Here is a 23102-nt window from a genome sequence, read left to right as displayed (position 1 = left end):
GCGTGGATCGCGGTTCTTCGCGACCCGGTTCTGGGGGAACCGGCGTTCCACGACGTCCCTTTGAAAAGGACTGGGGTAAGAACCGACTCCGTCCAAACCCGACAGCTCACACCTTCGGGTGACAAGGTGGCAGAACGGCCGGTCGGCGCGGTACGGTCTCGCCAACTTGCATATGCCGTAAATGATTTCGGCCCCCGGCGGGACTGGCATCCCGATCGAGGGCCTGATCACCAAGGAAGTTGGGCCTTCCCGATGACTGCGACGCAGTTTAGTACCCTCACGCCCTCGCGGGCCGGAGTGACGCACGTACGTCACCATCACGACGAGAAGTTCACGGTCGTGGGCAACCATCTCGCCCAGCACAAGGACCTGTCCGCCTGCGCGATCGGCGTCGGCGTGTACATCCAGTCGCTGCCCGACGGCGCGCTCGTCGGCATCAAGATCCTCGCCCTCCGTTTCCGGGAGGGTGAGTCGAGGATCGCCGGGGCACTGCGGGAGCTGGAGGCCGCCGGGTACCTGAAGCGGCAGGTGACGCGGGGCGACGACGCCAGGCTGGCGACGATCACGACCTGGTACGAGAACCCGCACCCCGTCGACCTGGTCAAGCGCGCCCGTCCGGCCCGGCGGGAGCCGACGCCGCCGGAACCCGAAGTACCTGCACTCACCGAGGAGTTGAAGCCCGCTGCCACCCTCCTCGCGGGCCTCCGGCAGCGCGAGCCACGGCTGCTGCTCTCGGAGAACGACGTACGGCGCCTGGCGCCCGAGGTCCAGCGATGGCTGGAGCGGGACATCGCCCCCGCCATCGTCACCCGGACCCTCATCAGCGGGCTCCCCACCGGCACCATCCGCTGGCCCGCCCGCCTCCTCGCCCACCGCGTCCGCGAGTGGCTGCCGCCGGAACTTCCTCCCGTGGCGGAGGCACCTACGACCCTGCCACTCCAGAACTGCGACCGTTGCGACCGCGCCTTCCGGGGAGCCGATGAGGGACTCTGCCGCGGCTGCAGCTCCAGGGAGTGAGGTGCCCTATGCCTGTCCGAAGTCGCGTCGACGGCGTGCGAGGAGACCGGTCAGGCCCCGCACCAGCGCCCAGAGCGCCGTGGCGTTGACCAGGGCGCAGGCCAGGATCAGACCGTAGAACCCGAACCCCAGCCACATGTCGGGCAGTTCGGCGCTGGGCACGTCGTACGCTCCCGAGTCGGTCGGGGGCGGCCCCACGGGCACGGGCTCGGGCACGGGCGCAGGCAGGGGCTCGGGCGGCATGGGGCCCGTGTGGACGGGCGGCGTGGCCTCCGGCAACCCGAGCGACTCGGGATCGGGCACGATCAGCCGTATGGCCAGGAGGCTGAGCGGTGCGGTGGCCAGCATCGGCCAGATGCCGGCGAACCCGGCGTCCCCCGTCCGGACGAGCACGTCCACCCAGACCAACAGCCCCACCACCACGGCCAAATAGCCGGCCGGAACCCACACTTCAAGTCTTGACCGACGTCGTCTCACGCCTTCCCCCCGTTCGTCCGACAGCCAGTATCGGAACGGTGGAACCCGCGCGCCTGAGTACGACTACTCAGCGCGCGTACGCACCCGCTACGCCACCCAGGCGTCGGCCGGGCTCGCGCGGGCAGTCGCGGCGGCAGCCGGGGGACAGCCGGGTCATCCGGGCGGCACAGGCTCCGTGCCTGTGCCCTGGCAGTCCGGGCACGTCGTGCCCAGGCCGCATTCCGGGCATACTCGGCTCTTCCAGAAGCCAAGGCCCTCGCACGTGCGGCACGTGCCCCAGCCTTCGCACATGGTGCACAGTTGCTCGCCGGATCTCAGCGAAGCCACGGTGGCCACGCGTGGGGGGCGTGTCCATGTGCGGTGGATCCATACGGTCGGCACCTCGCCCGAGATCCGCAGCGTGCGGCCCTCGGCACGGGCGCTTGCCGTGAAGCGGTTGTGGTCGTGCGTCGCCTTGAGGAGGGGACGCCCGCCGAAGGCCTCGCCGGGCTCCGTACGCCAGCCCGCCGCCTCGAACGCCTCGGCCGCTGCCGCGGGGTCGTAGGGGGTGTCCGGCAGCGTCAGGGACATCTGGAACCGCTTGCCCATCGCCCCGCTCTCGGTGAGCCGGTCGCCGGTCCACTCCTCGGCTCTCGGCTCGACGCCCGGGGCCACGGCAGCCGCGACCGCACGCAGAGCGCGGCGCAGCCGGTTCACCGATTCCTCGAACTCCTCGGCCGCGCCCGCGATTTCATCGCTCATGCATGCGTAACGGGCGTTCAGACCACCCGAGTTCCCCGCCGCCAGACCTCCGTCACCAAAGGCACGCCCGGGCGGTAGGCCAGGTGGACGTGGGACGGGGCGTCGAGGAGGGCGAGGTCCGCGCGGGCGCCCGGGGTCAGGCGGCCGATGTCCGTGCGGCGCAGCGCTGCCGCGCCGCCCGCCGTGGCCGACCAGACCGCTTCGTCCGGGGTCATCCCCATGTCCCGTACCGCCAGCGCGATGCAGAACGGGACGGACGAGGTGAAGGAGGAACCCGGGTTGCAGTCCGTCGACAGGGCCACCGTCACGCCCGCGTCCAGGAGGCGGCGCGCGTCCGGCCACTCGGCTCGGGTGGAGAACTCCGCGCCCGGGAGGAGGGTTGCGACCGTGTTGCCCGACGCCAGGGCGTCCACGTCCTCCTCCGTCAGGTGCGTGCAGTGGTCCGCGCTCGCCGCGTCCAGCTCCACCGCGAGCTGGACACCGGGGCCGTACGAGAGCTGGTTCGCGTGGACCCGCGGGTGCAGGCCCTTCGCCTTGCCGGCCGTGAGGATCGCCCGCGCCTGGTCCCCGTCGAACGCGCCCTTCTCGCAGAAGACGTCCACCCAACGGGCGTACGGCGCACAGGCGTCGAGCATCTCGCCCGTCACCAGGTCCACGTACGCCGCCGGGTCGTCGGCGTAGTCGGGCGAGACGATGTGGGCGCCCAGGTACGTGACCTCGTCCGTGTGCTCGGCCGCGATCCGTAGCGCCCGCGCCTCGTCCTCGACGGTCAGGCCGTAGCCCGACTTCGTCTCGAAGGTCGTGGTGCCCTGGCGCAGGGCCTCCGCCATGAAGCGCCCTACGTTCGCCGAGAGGTCCTCGTCGCTCGCCGCGCGAGTCGCCGCCACCGTCGTGCGGATTCCGCCCGCCTTGTACGCCTGGCCCGACATCCGCGCGTTGAACTCCGCGGTGCGGTCGCCCGCGAAGACGAGGTGCGAGTGGGAGTCCACGAAACCGGGGATCACCGCCCGGCCACCGGCGTCGACCCGGTTGTCAGTGGCGGGTGCTTTGCTTGATTCACCGACCCAGACGACTCGGTCGCCTTCGATGACGACGGCCGCGTCCTGGATCAGGCCCAGGGGGGTTCCATCACCGAGGGAGGGATCGTTCGTGACCAGGCTGGCGATGTTGACGATGGCCGTGGCGGCCGTCGCCACGGCGCTGTTCGCGCTCGTGGGGGCGGAGCTCGCCGCCGGGTTGTTCCTCGTCGCGGGGCCGGTGTTCATGATGAGAGGTGTCTCCTTCAGTCGCTTCGGCCGCTTCAGCCGCTTCAGCCGCGCAGGGCGGCGATCGATTCCGCGAGGGCACGGGGCACGTCCGGTACGGACTGGTGGACCCCGTCCCGTACGACATGGCGGCCGCCCACGATCGTGTGCCGCACATCCGCGGCCGACGCTGCGAATACCGCCGTCTCGGCTGCCAGACGCGGCACCGGTCCCGCTGTCCTGACCGAGTCCAGGGCGATCGTCGTGAAGTCGGCGAGCGCGCCCGCCTCCAGGGTGCCCGCCTCGTCCCAGCCGAGGGCCGCGTGGCCGTCGGCGGTCGCGGCCCGGAGCAGCGCGGCGGCCGTCCAGTGGCCGCGCGTGCGGGAGCGCAGGCGCTCGTTCAGCTCCATCGCCCGCGCCTCCTCCAGGAGGTCGATGACCGCGTGGCTGTCGCTGCCCAGCGACAGCGGGGAGCCCGCGCGCTGGAGGGCGACGGCCGGGCCGATGCCGTCCGCCAGGTCCCGTTCCGTCGTCGGGCACATGCAGGTGCCTGTGGTCGACGAGCCCAGAAGGGAGATGTCCTCGGTCGTCAGGTGCGTGTTGTGGACGCCCGTCGTCCTCTCGCCCAGTACCCCGTGGTCCGCGAGCAGCTGAGTCGGCGTGCGGCCGTGGGCCGCGAGGCAGGCGTCGTTCTCGGCCGTCTGCTCCGAGAGGTGGACGTGGAGGGGTACGGCGCGCGACTGCGCCCAGTTAGCCACCGTCGCCAGCTGGTCGGCCGGGACCGCCCGGACCGAGTGGATCGCCGCCCCGATCCGGACGCCTTCCCGTTCCTTGAGAAGCGAGACCCGTTCCGCCCACGCGTCGGCCGTGCCGTCCGAGAAGCGGAGCTGGTGGGTGTCGGGGGCGGCGCCGAAGCCGGAGGAGAGGTACGCCGTGTCGAGGAGCGTGATCCGGATGCCCGCGTCGGCCGCCGCCGCCACGAGGGCCTCGCCCATCGCGTTGGGGTCGGCGTACGGGGTGCCGCCCGGAGCGTGGTGGAGGTAGTGGAACTCGCCGACCGCCGTGATGCCGGCCAGCGCCATCTCCGCGTACACCGCGCGGGCGAGGGAGTGGTACGTCTCCGGTGTCAGCCGGGACGCCACCTGGTACATGACCTCCCGCCACGTCCAGAACGTGCCCGAGCCGACCTGGACCGTCCCGCGCAGGGCACGGTGGAAGGCGTGCGAGTGCGCGTTGGCCAGGCCCGGGATCGTCAGGCCCCGGAGCACGACCGCGCCCGGAGGCGGGGAGTCCACCCCCTTGCGTACCGCCTTGACGCGGCCCTCCGCCACCTCAAGCGCCACGCCCGGCTCCACGTTCGTGTCCAGCCACGCGTGTTCCAGCCAGTACGTCGTCGACGTCGTCACCTGCACGCCAGCCCTTCCAGTACGTCGGCGAGTGCGATGACCCCCGCCACGCAGTCATCCTCGGCCGCGAACTCGGCCGGGGAGTGCGAGACGCCCGTGGGGTTCCGTACGAACAGCATGGCGGTCGGGATCGATTCGGACAAAATACCCGCGTCGTGGCCCGCTCCCGTGCCGAGGACCGGGGTCTTCTCCCCGAGGATGCCCGTGAGCTCGTCCCGCAGCGCGTGCGCGAACTCGACCACCGGCGTGAAGGACTCCCGGACGACCGTGAGGTCGATGCCGTGCCGGTCGGCGTAGTCGCGGGCCGCGGTCTCGATGCCCTCCGTGACCGTGTCCAGGGCGCCCTGGTCGGCGGCGCGGGCGTCCAGCCAGCCCCGGACCAGGGACGGGATCGCGTTGACCCCGTTCGGCTCGACCGCGATCTTGCCGAACGTGGCGACCGCGCCCGCGAGTTCGGCCTCGCGCCGGGCGGCAAGCACCGTCTCGGCGTAGGTGAGCATCGGGTCGCGGCGGTCGACCAGGCGGGTGGTGCCCGCGTGGTTGGCCTCGCCCGCGAAGTCGTACCGCCAGCGGCCGTGCGGCCAGATCGCGGACGCGATGCCGACGGAGTCCCCGGACAGGTCCAGGGCGCGCCCCTGCTCGACGTGCAACTCGACGAACGCGCCGATCCGGGCCAGGCGCTCGGGGTCGGGGCCGATGGCCTCGGGGTCGTAGCCGGCGGCCTCCATCGCCTGCGGGAGGGTGATCCCGTCGGCGTCGCGGAGCTCGTACGCCTGCTCCTTGGTCAGCCGCCCGGCCGTGAGGCGGGAGCCGACGCAGGCCAGGCCGAAGCGGGCGCCTTCCTCGTCACCGAAGTTGGTGATGGCGAAGGGGCGCTTGAACTGCACGCCGCGGGACCGCAGTTCGTCCAGCGCGGCGAAGGCGGAGACGACGCCGAGGGGGCCGTCGAAGGCTCCGCCGTCGGGTACGGAGTCCAGGTGCGAGCCGGTGACGACCGCGTCACCGGCCGACGGGTCGCCGAGCCAGGCCCACTGGTTGCCGTTGCGGTCGACCTCGTAGTTCAGCCGGCGCGCCTCCGCCTGCATCCGGAACCAGAGCCGGCAGTCGGCGTCGGCGCCGGTCCAGGCGTAGCGGCGGTAGCCGCCCGAGGCGTCGCTGCGGCCGATGGGCCGCAGCGACGTCCACATGGCGTGGAAGGTGTCACTCACGCGTCGTCGCCCTCGCGCATCGGGACGCGGACGCCCTTCTCGTCGGCGACCCGCTCCGCGATGTCGTAGCCCGCGTCGACGTGGCGGATGACGCCCATGCCCGGGTCGTTGGTGAGCACGCGGCGGATCTTCTCGCCCGCGAGAGCCGTGCCATCGGCGACCGAGACCTGGCCCGCGTGGATGGAGCGGCCCATGCCGACGCCCCCGCCGTGGTGGATGGAGACCCAGGACGCGCCGGAGGCGACGTTGACCATGGCGTTCAGGAGGGGCCAGTCGGCGATCGCGTCGGAGCCGTCGAGCATGGCCTCGGTCTCGCGGTACGGGGAGGCGACCGAGCCGCAGTCGAGGTGGTCGCGGCCGATGGCGAGGGGCGCGGCGAGGGTGCCGTTGCCGACCATGTCGTTGAACATGTCGCCCGCCTTGTCGCGCTCGCCCTGGCCCAGCCAGCAGATGCGCGCCGGGAGGCCCTGGAAGTGGACGCGCTCGCCGGCCATCTTGATCCAGCGGTGGAGGGACTCGTTCTCCGGGAAGAGCTCCAGGATCGCCTTGTCCGTCTTGTGGATGTCCGAGGCCTCGCCGGAGAGGGCGGCCCAGCGGAACGGGCCCTTGCCCTCGCAGAACAGGGGCCGGATGTAGGCCGGTACGAAGCCGGGGAAGGCGAAGGCCCGGTCGTAGCCCGCGAGTTGGGCCTCGCCGCGGATGGAGTTGCCGTAGTCGAAGACCTCGGCGCCGGCGTCCATGAAGCCGACCATGGCCTCCACATGGCGGGCCATGGACTCACGGGCGCGCGTCGTGAAGCCCGCCGGGTCCTTGGCCGCGGCGTCGGCCATGTCCTCGAAGGCGACGCCGACCGGCAGGTAGGAGAGCGGGTCGTGGGCCGAGGTCTGGTCGGTCACGATGTCGATCGGGGCGCCCTCGGCGAGCATCTGCGGCAGCAGCTCGGCCGCGTTGCCGAGCAGGCCGATGGAGAGCGGGCGGCGGGCGTCCCGGGCCTCGACGGCCAGCTGGAGAGCGTGCCGGAGGTTGTCGGCCTTGACGTCGAGGTAGCGGTGCTCGATGCGGCGCTCGATCGCGCGCGGGTCGACGTCGATACAGATCGCGACGCCGTCGTTCATCGTCACGGCGAGCGGCTGGGCGCCGCCCATGCCGCCGAGGCCGGCGGTCAGCGTGATGGTCCCGGCCAGGGTGCCGTTGAACTTCTTTGCGGCGACGGCGGCGAAGGTCTCGTACGTGCCCTGGAGGATGCCCTGGGTGCCGATGTAGATCCACGAGCCGGCCGTCATCTGGCCGTACATGGTCAGACCCAGCTGCTCCAGGCGCCGGAACTCCTCCCAGTTCGCCCAGTCGCCGACCAGGTTGGAGTTGGCGATCAGGACGCGCGGGGCCCACTCGTGGGTCTGCATGACGCCCACCGGGCGGCCGGACTGGACGAGCATCGTCTCGTCCTGCTTCAGGGTCCGCAGCGTACGCACCATCGCGTCGAAGGAGCGCCAGTCGCGCGCGGCCTTACCGGTCCCGCCGTAGACGACGAGCTTGTCGGGGTGCTCGGCGACCTCGGGGTCGAGGTTGTTCTGCAGCATCCGGAGGGCGGCCTCCTGCTGCCATCCCAGGGTGCTCAGTTCCGTACCGCGCGGGGCCCGTACGGGGCGGGGTCCTGACATGGGTGCCTCCTCCGATGTGACGCAACTTGTGACGTAGCTATTCACATCCTGGCGTGCTGAATAGTTGTAGTCAACAGCTGCGGGCGCCCCCATACCGGTGGTCCTATGGAGGCATGGCATCCCACCGTCGCGATCAGGCCGTCCGCGCCGCCGTCGAGCAGGGCCTCCTCTCCCCCTCCGAACCCGTCGTCGCGCTTCTCGACACCGCCGGCATCCGCGCCTCGGCCGCCGCCCTCGTCTCCGCCTTCGCCGCCGTCACCGAGGCCCCCGTCCTGCACGCCTTCGCCGTGAAGGCCTGCCCGCTCGTCCCCGTCCTGCGCCTGCTCGCCTCGTGCGGGCTCGGCGCCGAGGTCGCGAGCCCCGGCGAGCTGGCCCTCGCCCGCGCGGCCGACGTCGACCCGTCCCGTACCGTGCTCGACTCGCCCGCCAAGACGACCGCCGAGCTGCGCCAGGCCCTCGCGCTCGGGGTCGCCGTCAACGCCGACAACCTCCAGGAACTGGCCAGGCTCGACGAGCTCGTCGCCTCCGCGCCGACCGCCTCGCAGCTCGGCATCCGGGTGAACGCGCAGATCGGGGTCGGTTCGATCGCGGCCATGTCGACCGCGACGGCCACCTCCAAGTTCGGGGTGGCGCTCCGGGACGAAGGCGCGCGGGAGGCCGTGGTCCAGGCGTACCTCGACCGGCCCTGGCTGACCCGGCTGCACACCCACACCGGCTCCCAGGGCATCCCGCTCGCCCTGATGGCCGAGGGCGTCGCCGTCGCCTACGAGCTGGCCGAGGAGATCAACGCCAAGGCGGGGCGGCAGCAGGTCGACACGATCGACATCGGCGGCGGACTGCCGGTGAACTTCGCCTCCGACGAGGAGACGCCGACCTACGCCGAGTACGCCACGCTGCTCGCCGAGACCGCCCCCGGCCTCCTCGACGGGCGGTACGGGCTCGTCACCGAGTTCGGCCGCTCGCTGCTCGCCAAGCACGGCACGATGCTCGCCCGCGTGGAGTACACCAAGACCTCCGGCGCCCGCCCCATCGCGGTCACCCACGCGGGGGTCCAGGTCGCCACCCGTACCGTCTACTGCCCGGACTCCTGGCCGCTGCGCGTCCTCGCGTACGACTCCGAGGGCCGGCCCCGCGCCGGCGACGAGGTCGTCCAGGACGTGGCGGGCCCCGCCTGCTTCGCCGGGGACCTGCTCGCCACCGCGCGCTCGCTGCCCCTGCTGCGGCCGGACGACATCGTGGTGGTGCCGGACACCGGCGCGTACTGCTTCGCCCACCACTACGCGTACAACAGCCTCCCCCGCCCGGCCGTCCACGGCTTCACCACCGACGAGGCGGGCGGGGTGACGTTCTCGCCCGTACGGAAGGCCCAGACGCCGGACGAGATCGTCGCCGAGGCGGGCGGGGCGTTCGCGGACGCGTTGCTGGACTGACGTCCCGGTGGTTCCGTGGAGCCATGGCTACCAAGAGCGTCGTCGTCGAACGCCGGATCCAGGCGTCCCCCGGGCCCGTCTGGGAGGCGCTGACGGATCTGGAGGACATGCCACGGGTCCTCAGCGGCGTCGAACGGGTCGAGGTGCTCACCGAGGGCGGCTTCGGCGTGGGCACCCGCTGGCGCGAGACCCGGCGGATGATGGGCAAGGAGGCCACGGAGGAAATGACCGTGACCGAGGCCGAGCCGCCGGACCGCTATGTGACGGTGGCGGACTCGCACGGCATGCACTACGTCTCCGAGATCGCGCTGCGCCCGGACGGGAGCGGGGCGACGACGGTACGGATGACGTTCTCGGCGACCCCGGCCGAGGGCAGCCGCCTGGGCTTCCTGACCAAGCTCCTGAGCGGCCTCGGGGCCAGAGCGGTGAGCCGGGCGCTCACGAAGGACCTGGACGACATGGCGGCCACGGTGGAACGCCGCCACTGACGGCTCCCTGAGCCGGCTAATCCACGAACAGGCCGCGCGCCGCCGCCTTGGTGTCGAACTCCTCCAACCGGGCCTGGGCGTCGGGTAGTTCGTCCGCCATGGCCTCCAGGAGGACCCGGCCGAGGAGCATCGGGGCGCAGGCCGTGTCGAAGGCGAGGCCGGTGCCGACGGCGGCCGGGATCAGCAGGTCGCTGTGGGCGGCGACGGGCGCGAACGCCGACTCGGCGACCGTCACCACGGTCAGGCCGGCGCCCTGGGCGTACTCCAGGACCTCCACGACCTCCCGGGGGTGGCGGGGCAGCGCGAAGCAGAGCAGGGCCGTGGCCCCGGCCCGTACCGCCGCGTCGATGCGGTCCGTGAACATGGAGCCGCCCTCGTCGAGGAGGCGGACGTCGGGGTGGACCTTGGCGGCGAAGTACGCGAAGCCGCGCGCCTGCGAGGAGGCGGCCCGCAGCCCGAGGACGGGCAGCGGCCGGGAGGCGGCGAGCAGCCGTCCGGCGCGTTCGACGGGCGCGGGGTCGGCGAGCAGCTCGGCGAGTTGGCGCAGGTTCTCGATCTCGGCGAGGACGGCCTGCTGGTACTCGTTGCGCTCACCGGCCTCGCCCGCGGCCTTGCCCGCGGGCGCGACCTCGCGGAGGTGGCGGCGCAGGGCGGGGTAGCCGTCGAAGCCGAGGGCGACGGCGAAGCGGGTGACGGAGGGCTGGCTGACCCCGGCGAGCTCGGCCAGCTCCACGCTGGACAGAAACGCCACGTCACCGGCCCGGCGCACCATGCAGTGCGCGATCCGCCGCTGCGTCGGTGTCAGCCGGTGCCCCTCGAAGAGCGCCTGCAGCCGTCCGGCCGGGCTGTCACTCACGCCGTCCCCCTTCCGCTTATTCATCCACCTTGAACTCTGCATGAAGATATGCAGCAGGGCAAGAAGAGCGGGGGACGGGCACCGTGGCGTGCGATGAGGAATCGGCCGATCAGCGAGGCTTTCATGCACACCACGATCACCCCGTTCACGCTGGCCCGCTGGAAGGAGCAGCGGCAGTTCGGCTGGCACGGTACGTCTCCGGAGTTCGGCGACATCCGGGTCGTGTGGCCCGTGCTCCCGCACGCCGACAGCGTCATCCGGGCGGAGGCGAGCGGTGGCCTGGTCCCCACGGCCACCTTCGAGACACGGGGCCTCCACGCGGAGCTCGTGGCGATGCCGACGCTGAACCGCGCGACCCTGCGCGTGGGCGACGGCCTCGTGCACATGAGCCGGAGAAGGTGGGGGCTGAGCCGCCGCGGCCGTTCCCTGCGCATGACGTATCTGGGCGCCGCCTACCGGCTGACCGCGATCGATCGCCGGGCGTACACGCTGAAGCGGGAGCCCGACGCGGAGGACCCGGGTGTCGTCGTGACCGTGCGACAGTCCGGGCTCGGGAGGAACAAGAAGGTCACCGTCCAGGCGACCGGCCGGATCCTGCCCGCCGACCTGGCGCTCGCGACTCTCTTCTCCGGGGTCGACCGCGCGGTCCTCACCTGGCGAGGCGCCGTGCGCGCGGGCCTTTCGAGGATGTTCGGCTTCTGGGCCGAGAGCCATTCCTGAGGGAGGACGTGAGCGCGGGGACCGCCGCACCCCCAGTGGCTGGGGGGCGGGACGACGGCGGTCCCCGCGAGGAGCGCGGGCCGGGTCAGGGCCGGTCTCCGCGTCCGCGGCGTCGTGAGGAGGTCCGGGAGCCGCTCCGGTAGTCCGTGACGCCGACAACGACCAATGTGCCGGACGCGTGTTAAGCGGGTGCTGCGCGTACGTGTCCTGCCCGTACCGTTTTCGCGAACGCCCGCTCGACCACGCTTCGGGCTACTTCGACCCGCCGTTCGCAAGGAAGTGGAGCAGGTCCTGACGGCTCACCACACCCGTCGGCTTGCCCTCGACCAGCACGATCGCCGCGTCCGCCGACTCGCCGAGCACGGTCATCAGGTCGGCGACCGGCTCGCCGGAGCCGACCTGCGGCAGCGGCGCGCTCATGTGGCGCTCCAGCGGGTCCTCCAGGGAGGCCCGCTTGGTGAACAGCGCGTCGAGGAGCTCGCGTTCGACGACCGAGCCGACGACCTCCGCCGCCATGACGTCCGGGTGGCCGGCGCCCGGCTTGACGATCGGCATCTGCGAGACGCCGTACTCCCGCAGCACCTCGATCGCCTGACCGACCGTCTCGTCCGGGTGCATGTGCACGAGGGACGGCATGACGCCCTCCTTGTGCCGCAGGACGTCCGCGACGGTGGCGGAGGACGTGTCCTCCAGGAAGCCGTAGTCGGCCATCCACTCGTCGTTGAAGATCTTGGACAGGTAGCCACGGCCGGAGTCCGGCAGCAGCACGACCACGACGTCGTCGGGGCCGAGCTCGCGGGCGACCTCCAGGGCCGCGACGACCGCCATGCCGCAGGAGCCGCCCACCAGGAGGCCCTCCTCCTTGGCGAGGCGGCGGGTCATCTGGAAGGAGTCCTTGTCGGAGACGGCCACGATCCGGTCGGTCACGGACGCGTCGTACGCCGTGGGCCAGAAGTCCTCGCCGACGCCCTCGACGAGGTACGGCCGGCCCGAGCCGCCGGAGTAGACCGAGCCCTCGGGGTCGGCGCCGATGATCTGGACCTTGCCGCCGCTGACCTCCTTCAGGTACTTGCCGGTGCCGGAGATCGTGCCGCCGGTGCCGACGCCCGCGACGAAGTGGGTGATCTTCCCGTCCGTCTGGTCCCACAGCTCGGGGCCGGTCGTCTCGTAGTGGGAGCGCGGGTTGTTCGGGTTGGAGTACTGGTCGGGCTTCCAGGCCCCCGGCGTCTCACGGACGAGCCGGTCGGAGACGTTGTAGTACGAGTCCGGGTGCTCGGGGTCGACGGCCGTGGGGCAGACCACGACCTCGGCGCCGTACGCCCGCAGCACGTTGATCTTGTCCGTGGACACCTTGTCGGGGCAGACGAAGATGCACTTGTAGCCCTTCTGCTGGGCCACGATCGCGAGGCCGACGCCCGTGTTGCCGGACGTGGGCTCGACGATCGTGCCGCCGGGCTTGAGCGCCCCGCTCTCCTCGGCCGCCTCGATCATGCGCAGGGCGATGCGGTCCTTGACCGAGCCGCCGGGGTTGAAGTACTCGACCTTGGCCAGGACGGTCGCCTGGATGCCCGTCGTGACGTTGTTGAGCTTCACCAGCGGGGTGTTGCCGACGAGGCTGATCATCGAGTCGTGGAATTGCACCGTAATCTCCGGGGTCTCCGTAATGGTGCGTCCAGCGTATGCGTAGTCGGTGCGGGTTACGGGGCAGTTAGATCCTGAACGGCTTGAAGGAGGTGACTGCCCCCATGTCCAGGGCGAGGGTGGCACGGCGGATCGCGGCGGGCGCGGCGTACGGCGGCGGGAGCATCGGGCTGCTCGGCGTCGCGGCCCTTGGCGTGGTCCTGGCCGAGGTGCAGCTGGCGAAGCGGAACGTGGGGGGCGGGGTGGCACCCCTGCCGCCGGGGGCGGACGGCCTGTACGGGCGCTCCTACGCGGCCTCGGATCCCGCCGTGACCCCTTTCCGGCTGGCCCTTCTGGGTGATTCGACGGCGGCGGGCCAGGGGGTGCGCCGGGTGGGCCAGACGCCGGGGGCGCTGCTGGCCTCGGGGCTCGCGGCGGTGGCCGAGCGGCCGGTGGTGCTGCGGAACGTGGCGCTGCCGGGGGCGCGCTCGGACGACCTGGAGCGTCAGGTGTCGCTGCTGCTCGCCTCCCCGTCCGGTCCCCCGGACGTGTGCGTGATCATGATCGGCGCGAACGACGTCACGCATCGGATGCCGGCGACGGAGTCGGTACGGCTCCTCGCGGCAGCGGTGCGGCGGCTGCGGACGGCCGGCGCGGAGGTGGTCGTGGGGACCTGCCCGGACCTGGGGACGATCGAGCCGGTGTACCAGCCCCTGCGGTGGCTGGCGCGGCGGGTGTCGCGGCAGCTGGCGGCGGCGCAGACGATCGTGGTGGTGGAGCAGGGCGGGCGGACGGTGTCGCTGGGGGACCTGCTGGGCCCCGAGTTCGCGGCGAACCCTCGGGAGATGTTCGGGGCGGACAACTACCACCCGTCGGCGGAGGGGTACGCGACGGCGGCGATGGCGGTGCTCCCGACGCTGTGCGCGGTCCTTGGCGTGTGGCCCGAAACCGACCGTCTGGAGCCGGACCGCCACGAGGACATGCTGCCGGTGGCGAAGGCGGCGGCGGAGGCGGCGCGGGAGGCCGGTACGGAGGTCACGGGGGCGCGGGCGCCGTGGGCCCTCCTCAAGCACCGGCGACGTCGGCGCATCCCGGCGGCGGAGACGCCGACGCCGTCCCCGGACGCGGAGGACGCCACCCGCCAGGCGTAAGGGGCCCCCGTGTGGGCAATCGTCCCGCTGGGGCGATGGGGGTCCCCCCTGCTCGAGCGAAGCCGAGAGCTTGGGGGAGGGTGGGCACACGGGACGCCTGCGGGCGCGTTCCGTTCATGGGCCCTGACCCGCACCCTGAGGCCGTTGCGCTGTACAGGGCCCTGGGGTGGGCGTAGGGGCACGGGGCGGATGCGCCCGCAAAGGCGCCGTCCGTTGTGCCCACCCGTTCCGCCCCAGCGGAACGAATGCCCACAACGAGCTGAGCGCTCGCTTAGAAAAGAGGTCCGCGTCACACCCTCTAGCCGGTGACCCATCGCCTACGTACAGGTAACTTCCCGTTCTGTCCGCCCTCTCCGCATCCTCCTGGAGCCGTGATGCCCGAAGCCGTCATCGTCTCGACCGCCCGCTCCCCGATCGGCCGGGCCTTCAAGGGCTCCCTGAAGGACCTGCGGCCCGACGACCTCACTGCCACGATCATCCAGGCCGCCCTCGCCAAGGTCCCCGAGCTCGACCCGCGCGACATCGACGACCTGATGCTCGGCTGCGGCCTCCCCGGCGGCGAGCAGGGCAACAACCTGGGCCGGATCGTCGCCGTCCAGATGGGGATGGACCACCTCCCCGGCTGCACGATCACGCGCTACTGCTCCTCCTCGCTCCAGACCTCCCGCATGGCGCTGCACGCCATCAAGGCCGGCGAGGGCGACGTCTTCATCTCGGCCGGTGTCGAGATGGTCTCCCGCTTCGTGAAGGGCAACTCCGACTCCCTGCCCGACACGCACAACCCCCTCTTCGCCGACGCCGAGGCCCGCACCGCCGCCGTCGCCGCGTCCGAGGGCTCCACCTGGCACGACCCGCGCGAGGACGGCCTCGTCCCCGACGCGTACATCGCCATGGGCCAGACCGCCGAGAACCTGGCCCGCTGGAAGGGCATCAGCCGCCAGGAGATGGACGAGTTCGGCGTACGGTCCCAGAACCTCGCCGAGCAGGCCATCAAGAACGGCTTCTGGGAGCGCGAGATCACCCCGGTGACGACCCCGGACGGCACCGTCGTCTCCGCCGACGACGGCCCGCGCGCCGGCGTCACCCTGGAGGGCGTGCAGGGCCTCAAGCCCGTCTTCCGCCCCGACGGCCTGGTCACCGCCGCCAACTGCTGTCCGCTCAACGACGGCGCCGCCGCCCTCGTGATCATGTCGGACACGAAGGCCCGCGAGCTCGGCCTCACCCCGCTCGCCCGCATCGTCTCCACCGGCGTCTCGGGCCTCTCCCCCGAGATCATGGGCCTCGGCCCGGTCGAGGCCTCCAAGCAGGCCCTGAAGCGCGCCGGTCTGACCACGGGCGACATCGACCTGGTCGAGATCAACGAGGCGTTCGCCGCCCAGGTGATCCCGTCCTACCAGGACCTCGGCTTCGACCTGGACAAGGTGAACGTCAACGGCGGCGCCATCGCCGTCGGCCACCCCTTCGGCATGACCGGCGCCCGGATCACCGGCACGCTGATCAACAGCCTGCAGTTCCACGACAAGCAGTTCGGCCTGGAGACCATGTGCGTCGGCGGCGGCCAGGGCATGGCCATGGTCATCGAGCGGCTGAGCTGAGCCGTAGCGGAGGGTAGGGGTCGCCTGAGGAACGAAGGCGGCACCTGCCCGCAGCGGTGGCGAAGGGAAGCGCGAGCAAAGAAGCGAGCGCCTGAGCTGAACCTGACATGGGACGCGCGGCAGCGCTCCCATGGCCTGCTGACGCGGTTTCCAACCGCTCCGCGTCCCAGCCGTGACCGAATCTCCCCCAGGATGTGACCTACGTCCCGGGGGAGAGTCGTTCCCGCAGGTCACGGCAGTTCCGGGACTAAACACCTGGCCCAAATACCTGTCCATTTCGTGACGTAATGCACTGACAGGGGGCGCACTCCCACGGCAGGCTGATGTAGGAAGTCGGGGGATCGACTCGGAATCGGGAGTACGTCAGTGAGCGCCATGTCTCTTGCCCTGCTGGTGACCACGGCCGCCGCCACGGCCGTGGGCGCCGCCGCCCTGCACGCTGCCCACGGTCTCCGTAAGCAGGTCGTCGCGCTGCGTGGCGAACTCGCCGCCTCGCACGGGGCGTCCGTCCCGCACGCCCGCCAGTCGCCCGCGGCCGAGATACGCGCCGCGGTCGCCGAGGCGCTGGCCGAGGAGCGCGAGCGCGAGCTCGCCGAGGCGCGCGCCTTCTGGGCGGCGCAGGAGGCCAGGGACGCGGCCGACGCCCCGTCCCTGCTCGGCGGCCTGGGCGGTCCCGCAGAGGACGGCGCCCCGTTCTACATCCCGCGCCAGGCCGACTTCGCGGGCCTGGAGGCCATGGCCCTGGAGGCGATGGAGGCCGAGGCCGCCGCGCTCGACGGCGCCGGCGTCGACAGCGTCCTGGAGGAGTTCCCGGAGCTGGCCGAGTACACCGAGTACGCGGAGGACTCCCCCGAGCTCGCCGCGGCCCGCCGACGCCACCCCTCGCACCCCGACTTCGTGCCGGTCCAGACGCCCGTCGTCACCGACCACGAGCGCACGGTGTCCCGCCTGGAGGAGCTCGCCGACACGCGCACCGCGCTGACCGACGTACGCCCCGGCCCGCTCGGCACGCTCGACGTGTACGTCTTCGCCGACGGCACCACGCTCTGCATGACCCCCGGCCACCGCGAGACCGCGGAGCGCCTCGCTGAGGCCCTGCGCGCCGGCCGTACGCCGGTCCTGCTCGGCGGCTCCGGCGTCTCGGGCGCGTACGCCCTGACGTTCTCCTTCGGGGACGCGGACGACGAGAACGTCTACATCCTCGCCGACCGCGTCATCGCGTCCCTGTAGTCCTCCCCATAGGCCGCTACAGCCCCGACCGCGCCACGGCCTCCCGTACCAGCCTCACGGCCTCGCCCAGTTCCCGTTCCCGGGAGCCGGCCGGGGCCGTTCGCAGTGCCTCCGCCAGATCGGTCCCGGCGACGAGGAGTTGGTCGGCGACCGCGAAGATCCCGGCGTCCGGCATGATCCGCCCGGCCTGGGCCGGCTCCCCCGGCTCCCCCGGCTCCTCCAAGCGCTGCGCCCGGAGCGCCAACTCCCTGGCCAGCGCGAGCCCTTCGGCGGCGGCGCCACGCCGGAGGCGGCTCTGCGGGGCGGCCCGCAGCCGGTCGGCGAACCGTTCGACGGCGGCGGTCAGTTCACTCGTATCAAGCACTCCGCGACCCTACGCGCCCTCCCGGGACTGTTGCCAACGGGCCGAGGCTCGGGCACGGTGTCGGGAAGGAGCACACGGCAACACGCGTCCGGAGGCGCCGATGTCCCACGCATTCTCCGAAGAGACCCACCGCAACCTGCTCGCCCGCATCCCCCATTGCACCGGTCGTGAAGTCTCCGACTGGCTCCGCACCGTCGAGGAAGGCCCCTCCCTCGTCCGCTTCGAGGAGAAGGTCAGCTGGCTCCGGGGCGAGCACGACCTCGCGTACGGCCACGCGAAGGCGATCATCCACGAGTACGACCTCCGCAGGGCGGCCCGCCGGCTGCTCTGACCGCTCTGATACCCCCGCTGTAGAGTGGGAGAACGATGGTTCTCCCACTCCGGGGGGTGATCGGACGATGATGACGGACACCGACACCGCCGAGCTGCGGCTCCTGGAGGCCGCCGAGGCCCTCTTCGACGAGCGCGGGGTGCAGGCGGTCGGCATGGATGCCATCCGCACCGCGTCCGGTGTCTCGCTCAAGCGCCTCTACCAGCTCTTCCCGTCCAAGGACCATCTGGTGTGGGCCGTCCTCAACCGCCGCGACCGCGCCGTACGGGAGGCCATCGCCGCCCACGGGGCCGCGCACGCCACCACCCCGTACGAGCGCGCCCTCGACGTCTTCGACTACCTCGGCGAGTGGTTCGCCGACCCCGGCTTCCGCGGCTGCGCCTTCATCAACACGTTCGGCGAGATGGGCGGCATCTCCCCGGACGTCGCCGACATCGCCCGCGGGCACAAGCAGGCCCTCCGGGGGTACTTCGCCGAGCAGACCGCGTCCCTCGGGGCGCCCGGGGAGCTGGCCGACCAGCTGGCGCTGCTCGCCAACGGCGCCATGGTCGTCGCGGGCATCGAGGGCTCCCCCGAGCCGGCCGCCCGCGCGAAGGACGCCGCGAAGGTGCTCCTGGACACGGCGCTCAGAGGCTAGGTACGCGGAAGGGCCCGCCCGGAAGCCGGACGGGCCCTTCGTCACACAGGGGTGCGTCAGTCGTCGCCCTGCAGGATCGACAGCAGACGCAGCATCTCCAGGTAGATCCACACCAGGGTCAGGGTGAGGCCGAAGGCCGCCAGCCAGGACTCCTCGCGCGGAGCGCCGTACGTCACGCCGTCCTCGACCTGCTTGAAGTCCAGGGCGAGGAAGCAGGCACCGAGGATGATGCCGATGACGCCGAAGAGGATGCCGAGGCCGCCGCTGCGGAAGCCCAGGCCGTCACCGGCGCCGTCGAAGAGCGAGAAGAGCGCGTTGACCGCCATCAGCAGGATGAAGCCGATCGCGGCCGCCATCACGAAGCCGTAGAAGCGGCGGGTGACGCGGATCCAGCGCATCTTGTACGCGATCAGCACACCGGCGAAGACCGCCATCGTGCCGAGCACCGCCTGCGCGACCACACCGGGCGAGATGTAGGTCGAGACGGTGGCCGAGATGACGCCGAGGAAGACACCCTCGAACGCCGCGTAGGACAGGATCAGCGCGGGCGAGGCCTTGCGCTTGAAGGACTGCACCATCGCCAGGACGAAGGCCACCAGGGCGGCTCCGACAGCGATGCCGTAGGACTTGCCGATGTTCGCCGGGTCGACCGGCATGACGATCCACGACAGGGCGGCGAAGATCACGACCGTGCCGAGCGTCATGGCCGTACGGCTCACGACGTCGTCGATCGTCATCACATTGCCGCGGGCCTGCTGCGGGGCACCGAGCTGGGTGTCCTGCGCGTACGGGTTCGTGGCGTACGGGTTGGCCGCGCCCTCGGCGAACGGGTTGCCGGCGTACGGACTGGCGACGGCGGGGCCCCCGGCCTGCGGCTGCTGCGCGTAGCCGTTGTCGCGGCTGAACCCCCGTCGCGAGAAGACCGGGTTGCTGCTCCTCATCTCACTCCTCCATGCGGCCGCACTGCGCAGCCTTGCCACAAGAGTAATAGGGAAGCAAAAGAAACTCTCTAGTGCCCGGGGAGGATCTTTCGCGGGCGCGATGATGAGCTGTGCCCGGAACCGGACTCGAACCGGTACGGCCCGAAGGCCAGCGAGGTTTAAGCTCGCCGTGTCTGCATTCCACCATCCGGGCATGGCGCGCGGCTCCGCGTTGGCACATGAGCCTATCGGGACGCTTCCCTCGTTCAGCGGAACCCTGGCCCGATGTTGTCTTATTTTATTGACGTCTGAGTGTGCGTCAGCGCAGGTGGGGCCCCATCTGACGAACTGTGACAGGGATCGCGCCCGCAAAGACCCGTCCGCCGGAATGACGGAAAGTCGCCGCCTCGGCACGCCCCGCGCGGCACTCCCCCGGGGGGTACCCGGCTCTCAGGGATCCCGTCATACCTCAGGAGGAGGGCCGGGCTCCGCGGTCCGACTCCAGTCGGCCCCTGGAACGGGCACGTGGGCGGACGACCGGGCCCTCAACGCTCGACACGATGGAGTGGTTCCCGAACGCACCGAAGTGACAGGAGTCCCCCTCGTGACCACCACCCCCACCGTGTCCCGCGCCACCGCGGTGGCCGCCCGCGCCACGGATCTCTCGAAGGTCTACGGACAGGGTGAGACCCAGGTGGTCGCCCTGGACCGGGTCACCGTGGACTTCCGGCAGGGCGAGTTCACCGCGATCATGGGCCCCTCCGGCTCCGGCAAGTCGACCCTGATGCACTGCGTCGCGGGTCTGGACTCCTTCAGCTCCGGCTCGGTCCGCCTCGGCGAGACGGAGCTCGGCACCCTCAAGGACAAGCAGCTGACCCAGCTGCGCCGGGACAAGATCGGCTTCATCTTCCAGGCGTTCAACCTGCTGCCGACGCTGACGGCGCTCGAGAACATCACGCTGCCGATGGACATCGCGGGCCGCAGGCCCGACAAGCAGTGGGTGGAGAAGGTCATCGACATGATCGGCCTGTCCGGCCGGCTGAGCCACCGCCCCGCGCAGCTCTCCGGCGGCCAGCAGCAGCGAGTCGCCGTGGCCCGCGCGCTGGCCTCCCGCCCCGAGATCATCTTCGGTGACGAGCCGACCGGAAACCTGGACTCGCGCTCGGGCGCGGAGGTCCTGGGCTTCCTGCGCAACTCGGTGCGCGAGCTGGGGCAGACGGTCGTCATGGTCACCCACGACCCGGTCGCCGCGTCCTACGCGGACCGGGTCGTCTTCCTCGCGGACGGCCGGATCGTCGACGAGATGCTCGCCCCGACGGCGGACGGCGTCCTCGACCGCATGAAGGCCTTCGACGCGAAGGGCCGCACCAGCTGACGCCCCTGGGCCCCGCGCCCCGGACCCCCGCAGCCCTTCGACGTTCCGCCCCCGCACGCAGGGGGCGCTCCACCCCAGGACACACACCCATGTTCCGTACCGCCTTGCGCAACGTGTTCGCGCACAAGGCCCGGCTGCTGATGACCGTGCTCGCCGTCATGCTCGGCGTGGCCTTCGTCTCCGGCACCCTGGTCTTCACCGACACCCTCTCCCAGGCCTTCCGCAACCAGTCGGCCAAGAGCTACGACGACGTCGCCGTCGCCGTCAGCCTCCACCCGAGCCCGGAGGAGGCCGCCAAGACGCCCGGCCTCTCCCAGGCCGTGATCGACCGCATCGGCAAGGTCGACGGCGTCGCCTCCGTCACCGGGCGCGTCGACGGCTTCGCCGGTGTGCCCGACAAGGACGGCAAGCTGATCGGCGTCGGCTGGTCCAACAAGGGGACCAACTTCGCCCCGGGCGCCGACGGCAAGGATCCGGCGTACGACTTCACCCAGGGCGCGGGCCCGGTGCAGGACGGCCAGATCGCGCTCGACAAGGACTCCGCCGCCAAGGGCGGCTACAAGGTCGGCGACATCGTCCGCGTCGCCACCAACGGCCCGGTGAAGGAGTACACCCTCTCCGGTGTCTTCACCACCGACGACGGCGCCGTCAGCGCCGGCGGCAGCCTCGTCCTCTTCGACAACTCCGTCGCCCAGAAGCAGTTCGTGAAGCCGGGCTACTACCAGGACGCCACCGTCGTCGCCGCCCCCGGCACCGACGCCGACAAGCTCCTCGACGAGGTCCTGAAGGTCGTCCCGAAGGCCGCCACGGCCCAGACCGGCCAGGCACTCGCCGAGCAGCAGGCCCGTGACATCGAGGCCGGGCTCGGCGCGCTGAAGCAGGTGCTGCTCGGCTTCGCCGGCATCGCCCTCTTCGTCGGCATCTTCCTGATCGCCAACACCTTCACCATGCTGGTCGCCCAGCGCACGAAGGAACTCGCGCTGATGCGCGCCGTCGGTGCCTCGCGCAGGCAGATCACCCGATCCGTCCTCGTCGAGGCCGGTCTGGTCGGCCTGGTCGCCTCGGCCGTCGGCTACGGCCTGGGCATCGCGCTGGCCGTCGGACTGCGCTCGGGCATGAACGCCTTCGACCTGAAGGTGCCGGGCGGCCCGCTGGTCCTCGGCACCGCCCCGGTCATCGCCGCGCTCGCCGTCGGCATCAAGATCACCATGCTCGCCGCCTGGCTGCCCGGCCGCCGCGCCGCGAAGATCCCGCCGGTCGCCGCGATGAGCAGCGTCCACGCCGCCGCGACGACCAAGTCCCTCGTGGTCCGCAACTCCATCGGCGCCGCGATCACCGCGCTCGGCGCGGTCCTGATCGTGCTCGGCGCGGGCAAGGGTGGCGACGACGGCCGGATGTTCATCGCGGGCGGCGCCTTCCTCACCCTCATCGGTGTGATCGTGCTGATCCCGCTGCTCTCCCGCCCGGTGATCGCCGTCATCCGCCCGCTCTTCGTCGGCGTCTTCGGGGTCTCCGGCAAGCTCGCCGGCCTGAACGCGGTCCGCAACCCCCGCCGTACCGGCGCCACGGCCTCCGCGCTCGCCATCGGTCTGACCCTGGTCACCGGCCTCACCGTGCTCGGTACGACGGTCGGCGCGGCCCTCGACAAGATGACGACGGACCAGATCCGCGCCGACTACATGGTCTCCATGGCCAGCGGCCAGGGCCTGAACAAGGACGCGCTCACCGCGATCGAGAAGGCCCCCGGCGTCACCGCCGTCTCGCCGCAGCAGGCCGGCTGGTTCGCCCTCAAGGGCAAGGACGTCTCGGCCTCCGGTGTCACCCCCGGCGACATCGAGAAGCTCATCAAGCTCAACACCGTGCAGGGCTCGCTGAGCTCCCTCGGCAAGGGGCACATCGCGGTCGCCGAGAAGACGGCGACCAAGCAGGGCTGGAAGGTCGGCGACACGCTGCCGGTCGAGTACGGGGACAAGCAGAAGGGCAAGCTGACGGTCGGCGCGGTCTTCGAGGACAGCGAGTTCGTCTCACCGGTCCTGATCGACGCGAAGATCATCAACGCGCACGAGCAGCAGCCCTACATCCGGGAGATCTACGTCTCGATGGACGGCGGCGCCTCCGCGGCCAACGAGAAGGCGCTCGCGAAGGCGATGGGCGACAACCCGGCCGTCACCGTCATGGACCACAAGGACATCCGTGACCTGTTCGGCGGCCAGATCAACCTGATGCTGAACATCATGTACGGGCTGCTTGCGATGGCCCTGCTCATCGCGATCCTGGGCGTCGTGAACACCCTGGCGATGTCCGTCTTCGAGCGTCAGCAGGAGATCGGCATGCTGCGGGCGATCGGTCTGGACCGGCGCCGCGTGAAGCGGATGGTCCGTCTGGAGGCCGTGGTCATCTCGGTCTTCGGAGCGGTGGTCGGCATCGGCCTCGGCTCGTTCCTCGGCTGGGCGATCGGCGAGACGGTCAAGAGCAGCCTGCCGGGCTACGCGCTGGTCCTGCCCTGGGACCGGATCGGGATCTTCCTGGTCCTGGCCGGACTGGTCGGCGTCCTGGCGGCCCTGTGGCCGGCCCGCAGCGCGGCCAGGCTGAACATGCTGGCCGCCATCAAGGCCGAGTAGGACACCGTAC

General features: G+C 71.5%; 21 protein-coding genes and 1 tRNA gene. 11 read left to right on the top strand and 11 right to left on the bottom strand.

Annotated features, from left to right (window positions below; translation table 11 throughout):
• Window positions 1-297: 297 nt before the first annotated feature.
• Window positions 298-1017: a helix-turn-helix domain-containing protein gene (locus tag ACZ4VI_RS18165; protein ID WP_468000200.1), complete on the top strand. Its 720-nt coding sequence runs from the start codon at window positions 298-300 to the stop codon at window positions 1015-1017.
• A gap of 6 nt (window positions 1018-1023) precedes the next feature.
• Here ACZ4VI_RS18165 and ACZ4VI_RS18160 read toward each other — a convergent pair whose 3' ends face one another.
• The 6 genes from ACZ4VI_RS18160 to hutU form a co-directional block, all read right to left on the bottom strand.
• A complete protein-coding gene (locus tag ACZ4VI_RS18160; protein WP_468000199.1) occupies window positions 1024-1494 on the bottom strand; it encodes an SCO4225 family membrane protein in 471 nt (156 codons plus the stop codon).
• Window positions 1495-1647: 153 nt separating this feature from the next.
• Window positions 1648-2235, bottom strand: coding sequence for a DnaJ-like cysteine-rich domain-containing protein (locus ACZ4VI_RS18155; protein WP_468000198.1), 588 nt, complete (start codon window positions 2233-2235; stop codon window positions 1648-1650).
• Window positions 2236-2252: 17 nt separating this feature from the next.
• Window positions 2253-3500, bottom strand: a complete 1248-nt coding sequence (hutI, locus tag ACZ4VI_RS18150; RefSeq protein ID WP_468000197.1) for an imidazolonepropionase — start codon at window positions 3498-3500, stop codon at window positions 2253-2255.
• 44 nt (window positions 3501-3544) lie between these two features.
• Window positions 3545-4891, bottom strand: a complete 1347-nt coding sequence (locus ACZ4VI_RS18145; protein ID WP_468000196.1) for a formimidoylglutamate deiminase — start codon at window positions 4889-4891, stop codon at window positions 3545-3547.
• Window positions 4882-6072: an allantoate amidohydrolase gene (locus ACZ4VI_RS18140; protein WP_468000325.1), complete on the bottom strand. Its 1191-nt coding sequence runs from the start codon at window positions 6070-6072 to the stop codon at window positions 4882-4884. Before ACZ4VI_RS18140 ends, ACZ4VI_RS18145 begins: the two co-directional genes overlap by 10 nt.
• 17 nt (window positions 6073-6089) lie before the next feature.
• Window positions 6090-7754, bottom strand: coding sequence for a urocanate hydratase (gene hutU, locus ACZ4VI_RS18135; RefSeq protein ID WP_468000195.1), 1665 nt, complete (start codon window positions 7752-7754; stop codon window positions 6090-6092).
• A 113-nt stretch (window positions 7755-7867) separates the two neighbouring features.
• Between hutU and ACZ4VI_RS18130 the strand changes: the two genes are divergently transcribed.
• Both ACZ4VI_RS18130 and ACZ4VI_RS18125 read left to right on the top strand, forming a co-directional pair.
• The gene (locus ACZ4VI_RS18130; protein WP_468000194.1) at window positions 7868-9184 is read left to right on the top strand and encodes a type III PLP-dependent enzyme domain-containing protein; all 1317 of its coding nucleotides are present in this window, start codon (window positions 7868-7870) and stop codon (window positions 9182-9184) included.
• A 23-nt stretch (window positions 9185-9207) separates the two neighbouring features.
• The gene (locus ACZ4VI_RS18125) at window positions 9208-9672 is read left to right on the top strand and encodes an SRPBCC family protein (RefSeq protein WP_468000193.1); all 465 of its coding nucleotides are present in this window, start codon (window positions 9208-9210) and stop codon (window positions 9670-9672) included.
• A 16-nt stretch (window positions 9673-9688) separates the two neighbouring features.
• On the opposite strand, the gene ACZ4VI_RS18120 is transcribed toward ACZ4VI_RS18125, so the two are convergent.
• The gene (locus tag ACZ4VI_RS18120) at window positions 9689-10552 is read right to left on the bottom strand and encodes a MurR/RpiR family transcriptional regulator (protein WP_468000192.1); all 864 of its coding nucleotides are present in this window, start codon (window positions 10550-10552) and stop codon (window positions 9689-9691) included.
• 99 nt (window positions 10553-10651) lie between these two features.
• Here ACZ4VI_RS18120 and ACZ4VI_RS18115 point away from each other — a divergent pair, with 99 nt between their 5' ends.
• Window positions 10652-11248: a hypothetical protein gene (locus ACZ4VI_RS18115; protein WP_468000191.1), complete on the top strand. Its 597-nt coding sequence runs from the start codon at window positions 10652-10654 to the stop codon at window positions 11246-11248.
• 252 nt (window positions 11249-11500) lie between these two features.
• On the opposite strand, the gene ACZ4VI_RS18110 is transcribed toward ACZ4VI_RS18115, so the two are convergent.
• Window positions 11501-12889 carry a cystathionine beta-synthase gene (locus tag ACZ4VI_RS18110; protein WP_468000190.1) on the bottom strand — a complete coding sequence of 463 codons (1389 nt, stop codon included), beginning with the start codon at window positions 12887-12889 and terminating at the stop codon, window positions 11501-11503.
• Window positions 12890-13008: 119 nt separating this feature from the next.
• On the opposite strand from ACZ4VI_RS18110, the gene ACZ4VI_RS18105 reads away from it, so the two are divergent.
• The 3 genes from ACZ4VI_RS18105 to ACZ4VI_RS18095 all read left to right on the top strand — a co-directional run bounded on the left by ACZ4VI_RS18105 (window position 13009) and on the right by ACZ4VI_RS18095 (window position 16844).
• On the top strand, window positions 13009-14019 hold the full coding sequence (locus ACZ4VI_RS18105) for an SGNH/GDSL hydrolase family protein (protein ID WP_468000323.1): 1011 nt from the start codon (window positions 13009-13011) through the stop codon (window positions 14017-14019).
• A 374-nt stretch (window positions 14020-14393) separates the two neighbouring features.
• On the top strand, window positions 14394-15614 hold the full coding sequence (locus ACZ4VI_RS18100) for an acetyl-CoA C-acetyltransferase (protein ID WP_468000189.1): 1221 nt from the start codon (window positions 14394-14396) through the stop codon (window positions 15612-15614).
• 366 nt (window positions 15615-15980) lie between these two features.
• A complete protein-coding gene (locus ACZ4VI_RS18095) occupies window positions 15981-16844 on the top strand; it encodes a hypothetical protein (protein WP_468000188.1) in 864 nt (287 codons plus the stop codon).
• A 16-nt stretch (window positions 16845-16860) separates the two neighbouring features.
• Here the strand turns inward: ACZ4VI_RS18095 and ACZ4VI_RS18090 are convergent, their stop codons facing one another.
• Window positions 16861-17208 (bottom strand): hypothetical protein, encoded by a 348-nt coding sequence (locus ACZ4VI_RS18090; protein ID WP_468000187.1) that lies wholly within the window; start codon window positions 17206-17208, stop codon window positions 16861-16863.
• Window positions 17209-17308: 100 nt separating this feature from the next.
• Between ACZ4VI_RS18090 and ACZ4VI_RS18085 the strand changes: the two genes are divergently transcribed.
• Both ACZ4VI_RS18085 and ACZ4VI_RS18080 read left to right on the top strand, forming a co-directional pair.
• Window positions 17309-17539 carry a DUF4287 domain-containing protein gene (locus ACZ4VI_RS18085; RefSeq protein ID WP_355114563.1) on the top strand — a complete coding sequence of 77 codons (231 nt, stop codon included), beginning with the start codon at window positions 17309-17311 and terminating at the stop codon, window positions 17537-17539.
• A gap of 70 nt (window positions 17540-17609) precedes the next feature.
• A complete protein-coding gene (locus ACZ4VI_RS18080) occupies window positions 17610-18176 on the top strand; it encodes a TetR/AcrR family transcriptional regulator (protein ID WP_468000186.1) in 567 nt (188 codons plus the stop codon).
• A gap of 56 nt (window positions 18177-18232) precedes the next feature.
• Here ACZ4VI_RS18080 and ACZ4VI_RS18075 read toward each other — a convergent pair whose 3' ends face one another.
• Together ACZ4VI_RS18075 and ACZ4VI_RS18070 are read right to left on the bottom strand one after the other, a co-directional pair.
• The gene (locus ACZ4VI_RS18075) at window positions 18233-19117 is read right to left on the bottom strand and encodes a Bax inhibitor-1/YccA family protein (protein WP_468000185.1); all 885 of its coding nucleotides are present in this window, start codon (window positions 19115-19117) and stop codon (window positions 18233-18235) included.
• A gap of 111 nt (window positions 19118-19228) precedes the next feature.
• A tRNA-Leu gene (locus tag ACZ4VI_RS18070) sits at window positions 19229-19310 on the bottom strand.
• Window positions 19311-19700: 390 nt separating this feature from the next.
• On the opposite strand from ACZ4VI_RS18070, the gene ACZ4VI_RS18065 reads away from it, so the two are divergent.
• Window positions 19701-20471 carry an ABC transporter ATP-binding protein gene (locus ACZ4VI_RS18065; protein ID WP_468000184.1) on the top strand — a complete coding sequence of 257 codons (771 nt, stop codon included), beginning with the start codon at window positions 19701-19703 and terminating at the stop codon, window positions 20469-20471.
• Window positions 20472-20560: 89 nt separating this feature from the next.
• Entirely contained in the window at window positions 20561-23092 is a 2532-nt protein-coding gene (locus ACZ4VI_RS18060) for an ABC transporter permease (protein WP_468000183.1), read from the top strand.
• Window positions 23093-23102: the final 10 nt, after the last annotated feature.

It is taken from the genome of Streptomyces sp. NPDC029169 (assembly GCF_055563935.1).
The sequence above is the reverse complement of the archived record's forward strand: the minus strand, read 5'-3'. Positions and strand labels throughout refer to the sequence as shown.

Coding starts and splice junctions, on each gene's coding strand:
- ACZ4VI_RS18155 (WP_468000198.1), bottom strand. CDS start 2,235: ATGAGCGATGAAATCGCGGGCGCGGCCGAGGAGTTCGAGGAATCGGTG.
- hutI (WP_468000197.1), bottom strand. CDS start 3,500: ATGAACACCGGCCCCGCGACGAGGAACAACCCGGCGGCGAGCTCCGCC.
- ACZ4VI_RS18140 (WP_468000325.1), bottom strand. CDS start 6,072: ATGTGGACGTCGCTGCGGCCCATCGGCCGCAGCGACGCCTCGGGCGGC.
- hutU (WP_468000195.1), bottom strand. CDS start 7,754: ATGTCAGGACCCCGCCCCGTACGGGCCCCGCGCGGTACGGAACTGAGC.
- ACZ4VI_RS18130 (WP_468000194.1), top strand. CDS start 7,868: ATGGCATCCCACCGTCGCGATCAGGCCGTCCGCGCCGCCGTCGAGCAG.
- ACZ4VI_RS18125 (WP_468000193.1), top strand. CDS start 9,208: ATGGCTACCAAGAGCGTCGTCGTCGAACGCCGGATCCAGGCGTCCCCC.
- ACZ4VI_RS18120 (WP_468000192.1), bottom strand. CDS start 10,552: ATGAATAAGCGGAAGGGGGACGGCGTGAGTGACAGCCCGGCCGGACGG.
- ACZ4VI_RS18115 (WP_468000191.1), top strand. CDS start 10,652: ATGCACACCACGATCACCCCGTTCACGCTGGCCCGCTGGAAGGAGCAG.
- ACZ4VI_RS18100 (WP_468000189.1), top strand. CDS start 14,394: ATGCCCGAAGCCGTCATCGTCTCGACCGCCCGCTCCCCGATCGGCCGG.
- ACZ4VI_RS18085 (WP_355114563.1), top strand. CDS start 17,309: ATGTCCCACGCATTCTCCGAAGAGACCCACCGCAACCTGCTCGCCCGC.
- ACZ4VI_RS18080 (WP_468000186.1), top strand. CDS start 17,610: ATGACGGACACCGACACCGCCGAGCTGCGGCTCCTGGAGGCCGCCGAG.
- ACZ4VI_RS18075 (WP_468000185.1), bottom strand. CDS start 19,117: ATGAGGAGCAGCAACCCGGTCTTCTCGCGACGGGGGTTCAGCCGCGAC.
- ACZ4VI_RS18060 (WP_468000183.1), top strand. CDS start 20,561: ATGTTCCGTACCGCCTTGCGCAACGTGTTCGCGCACAAGGCCCGGCTG.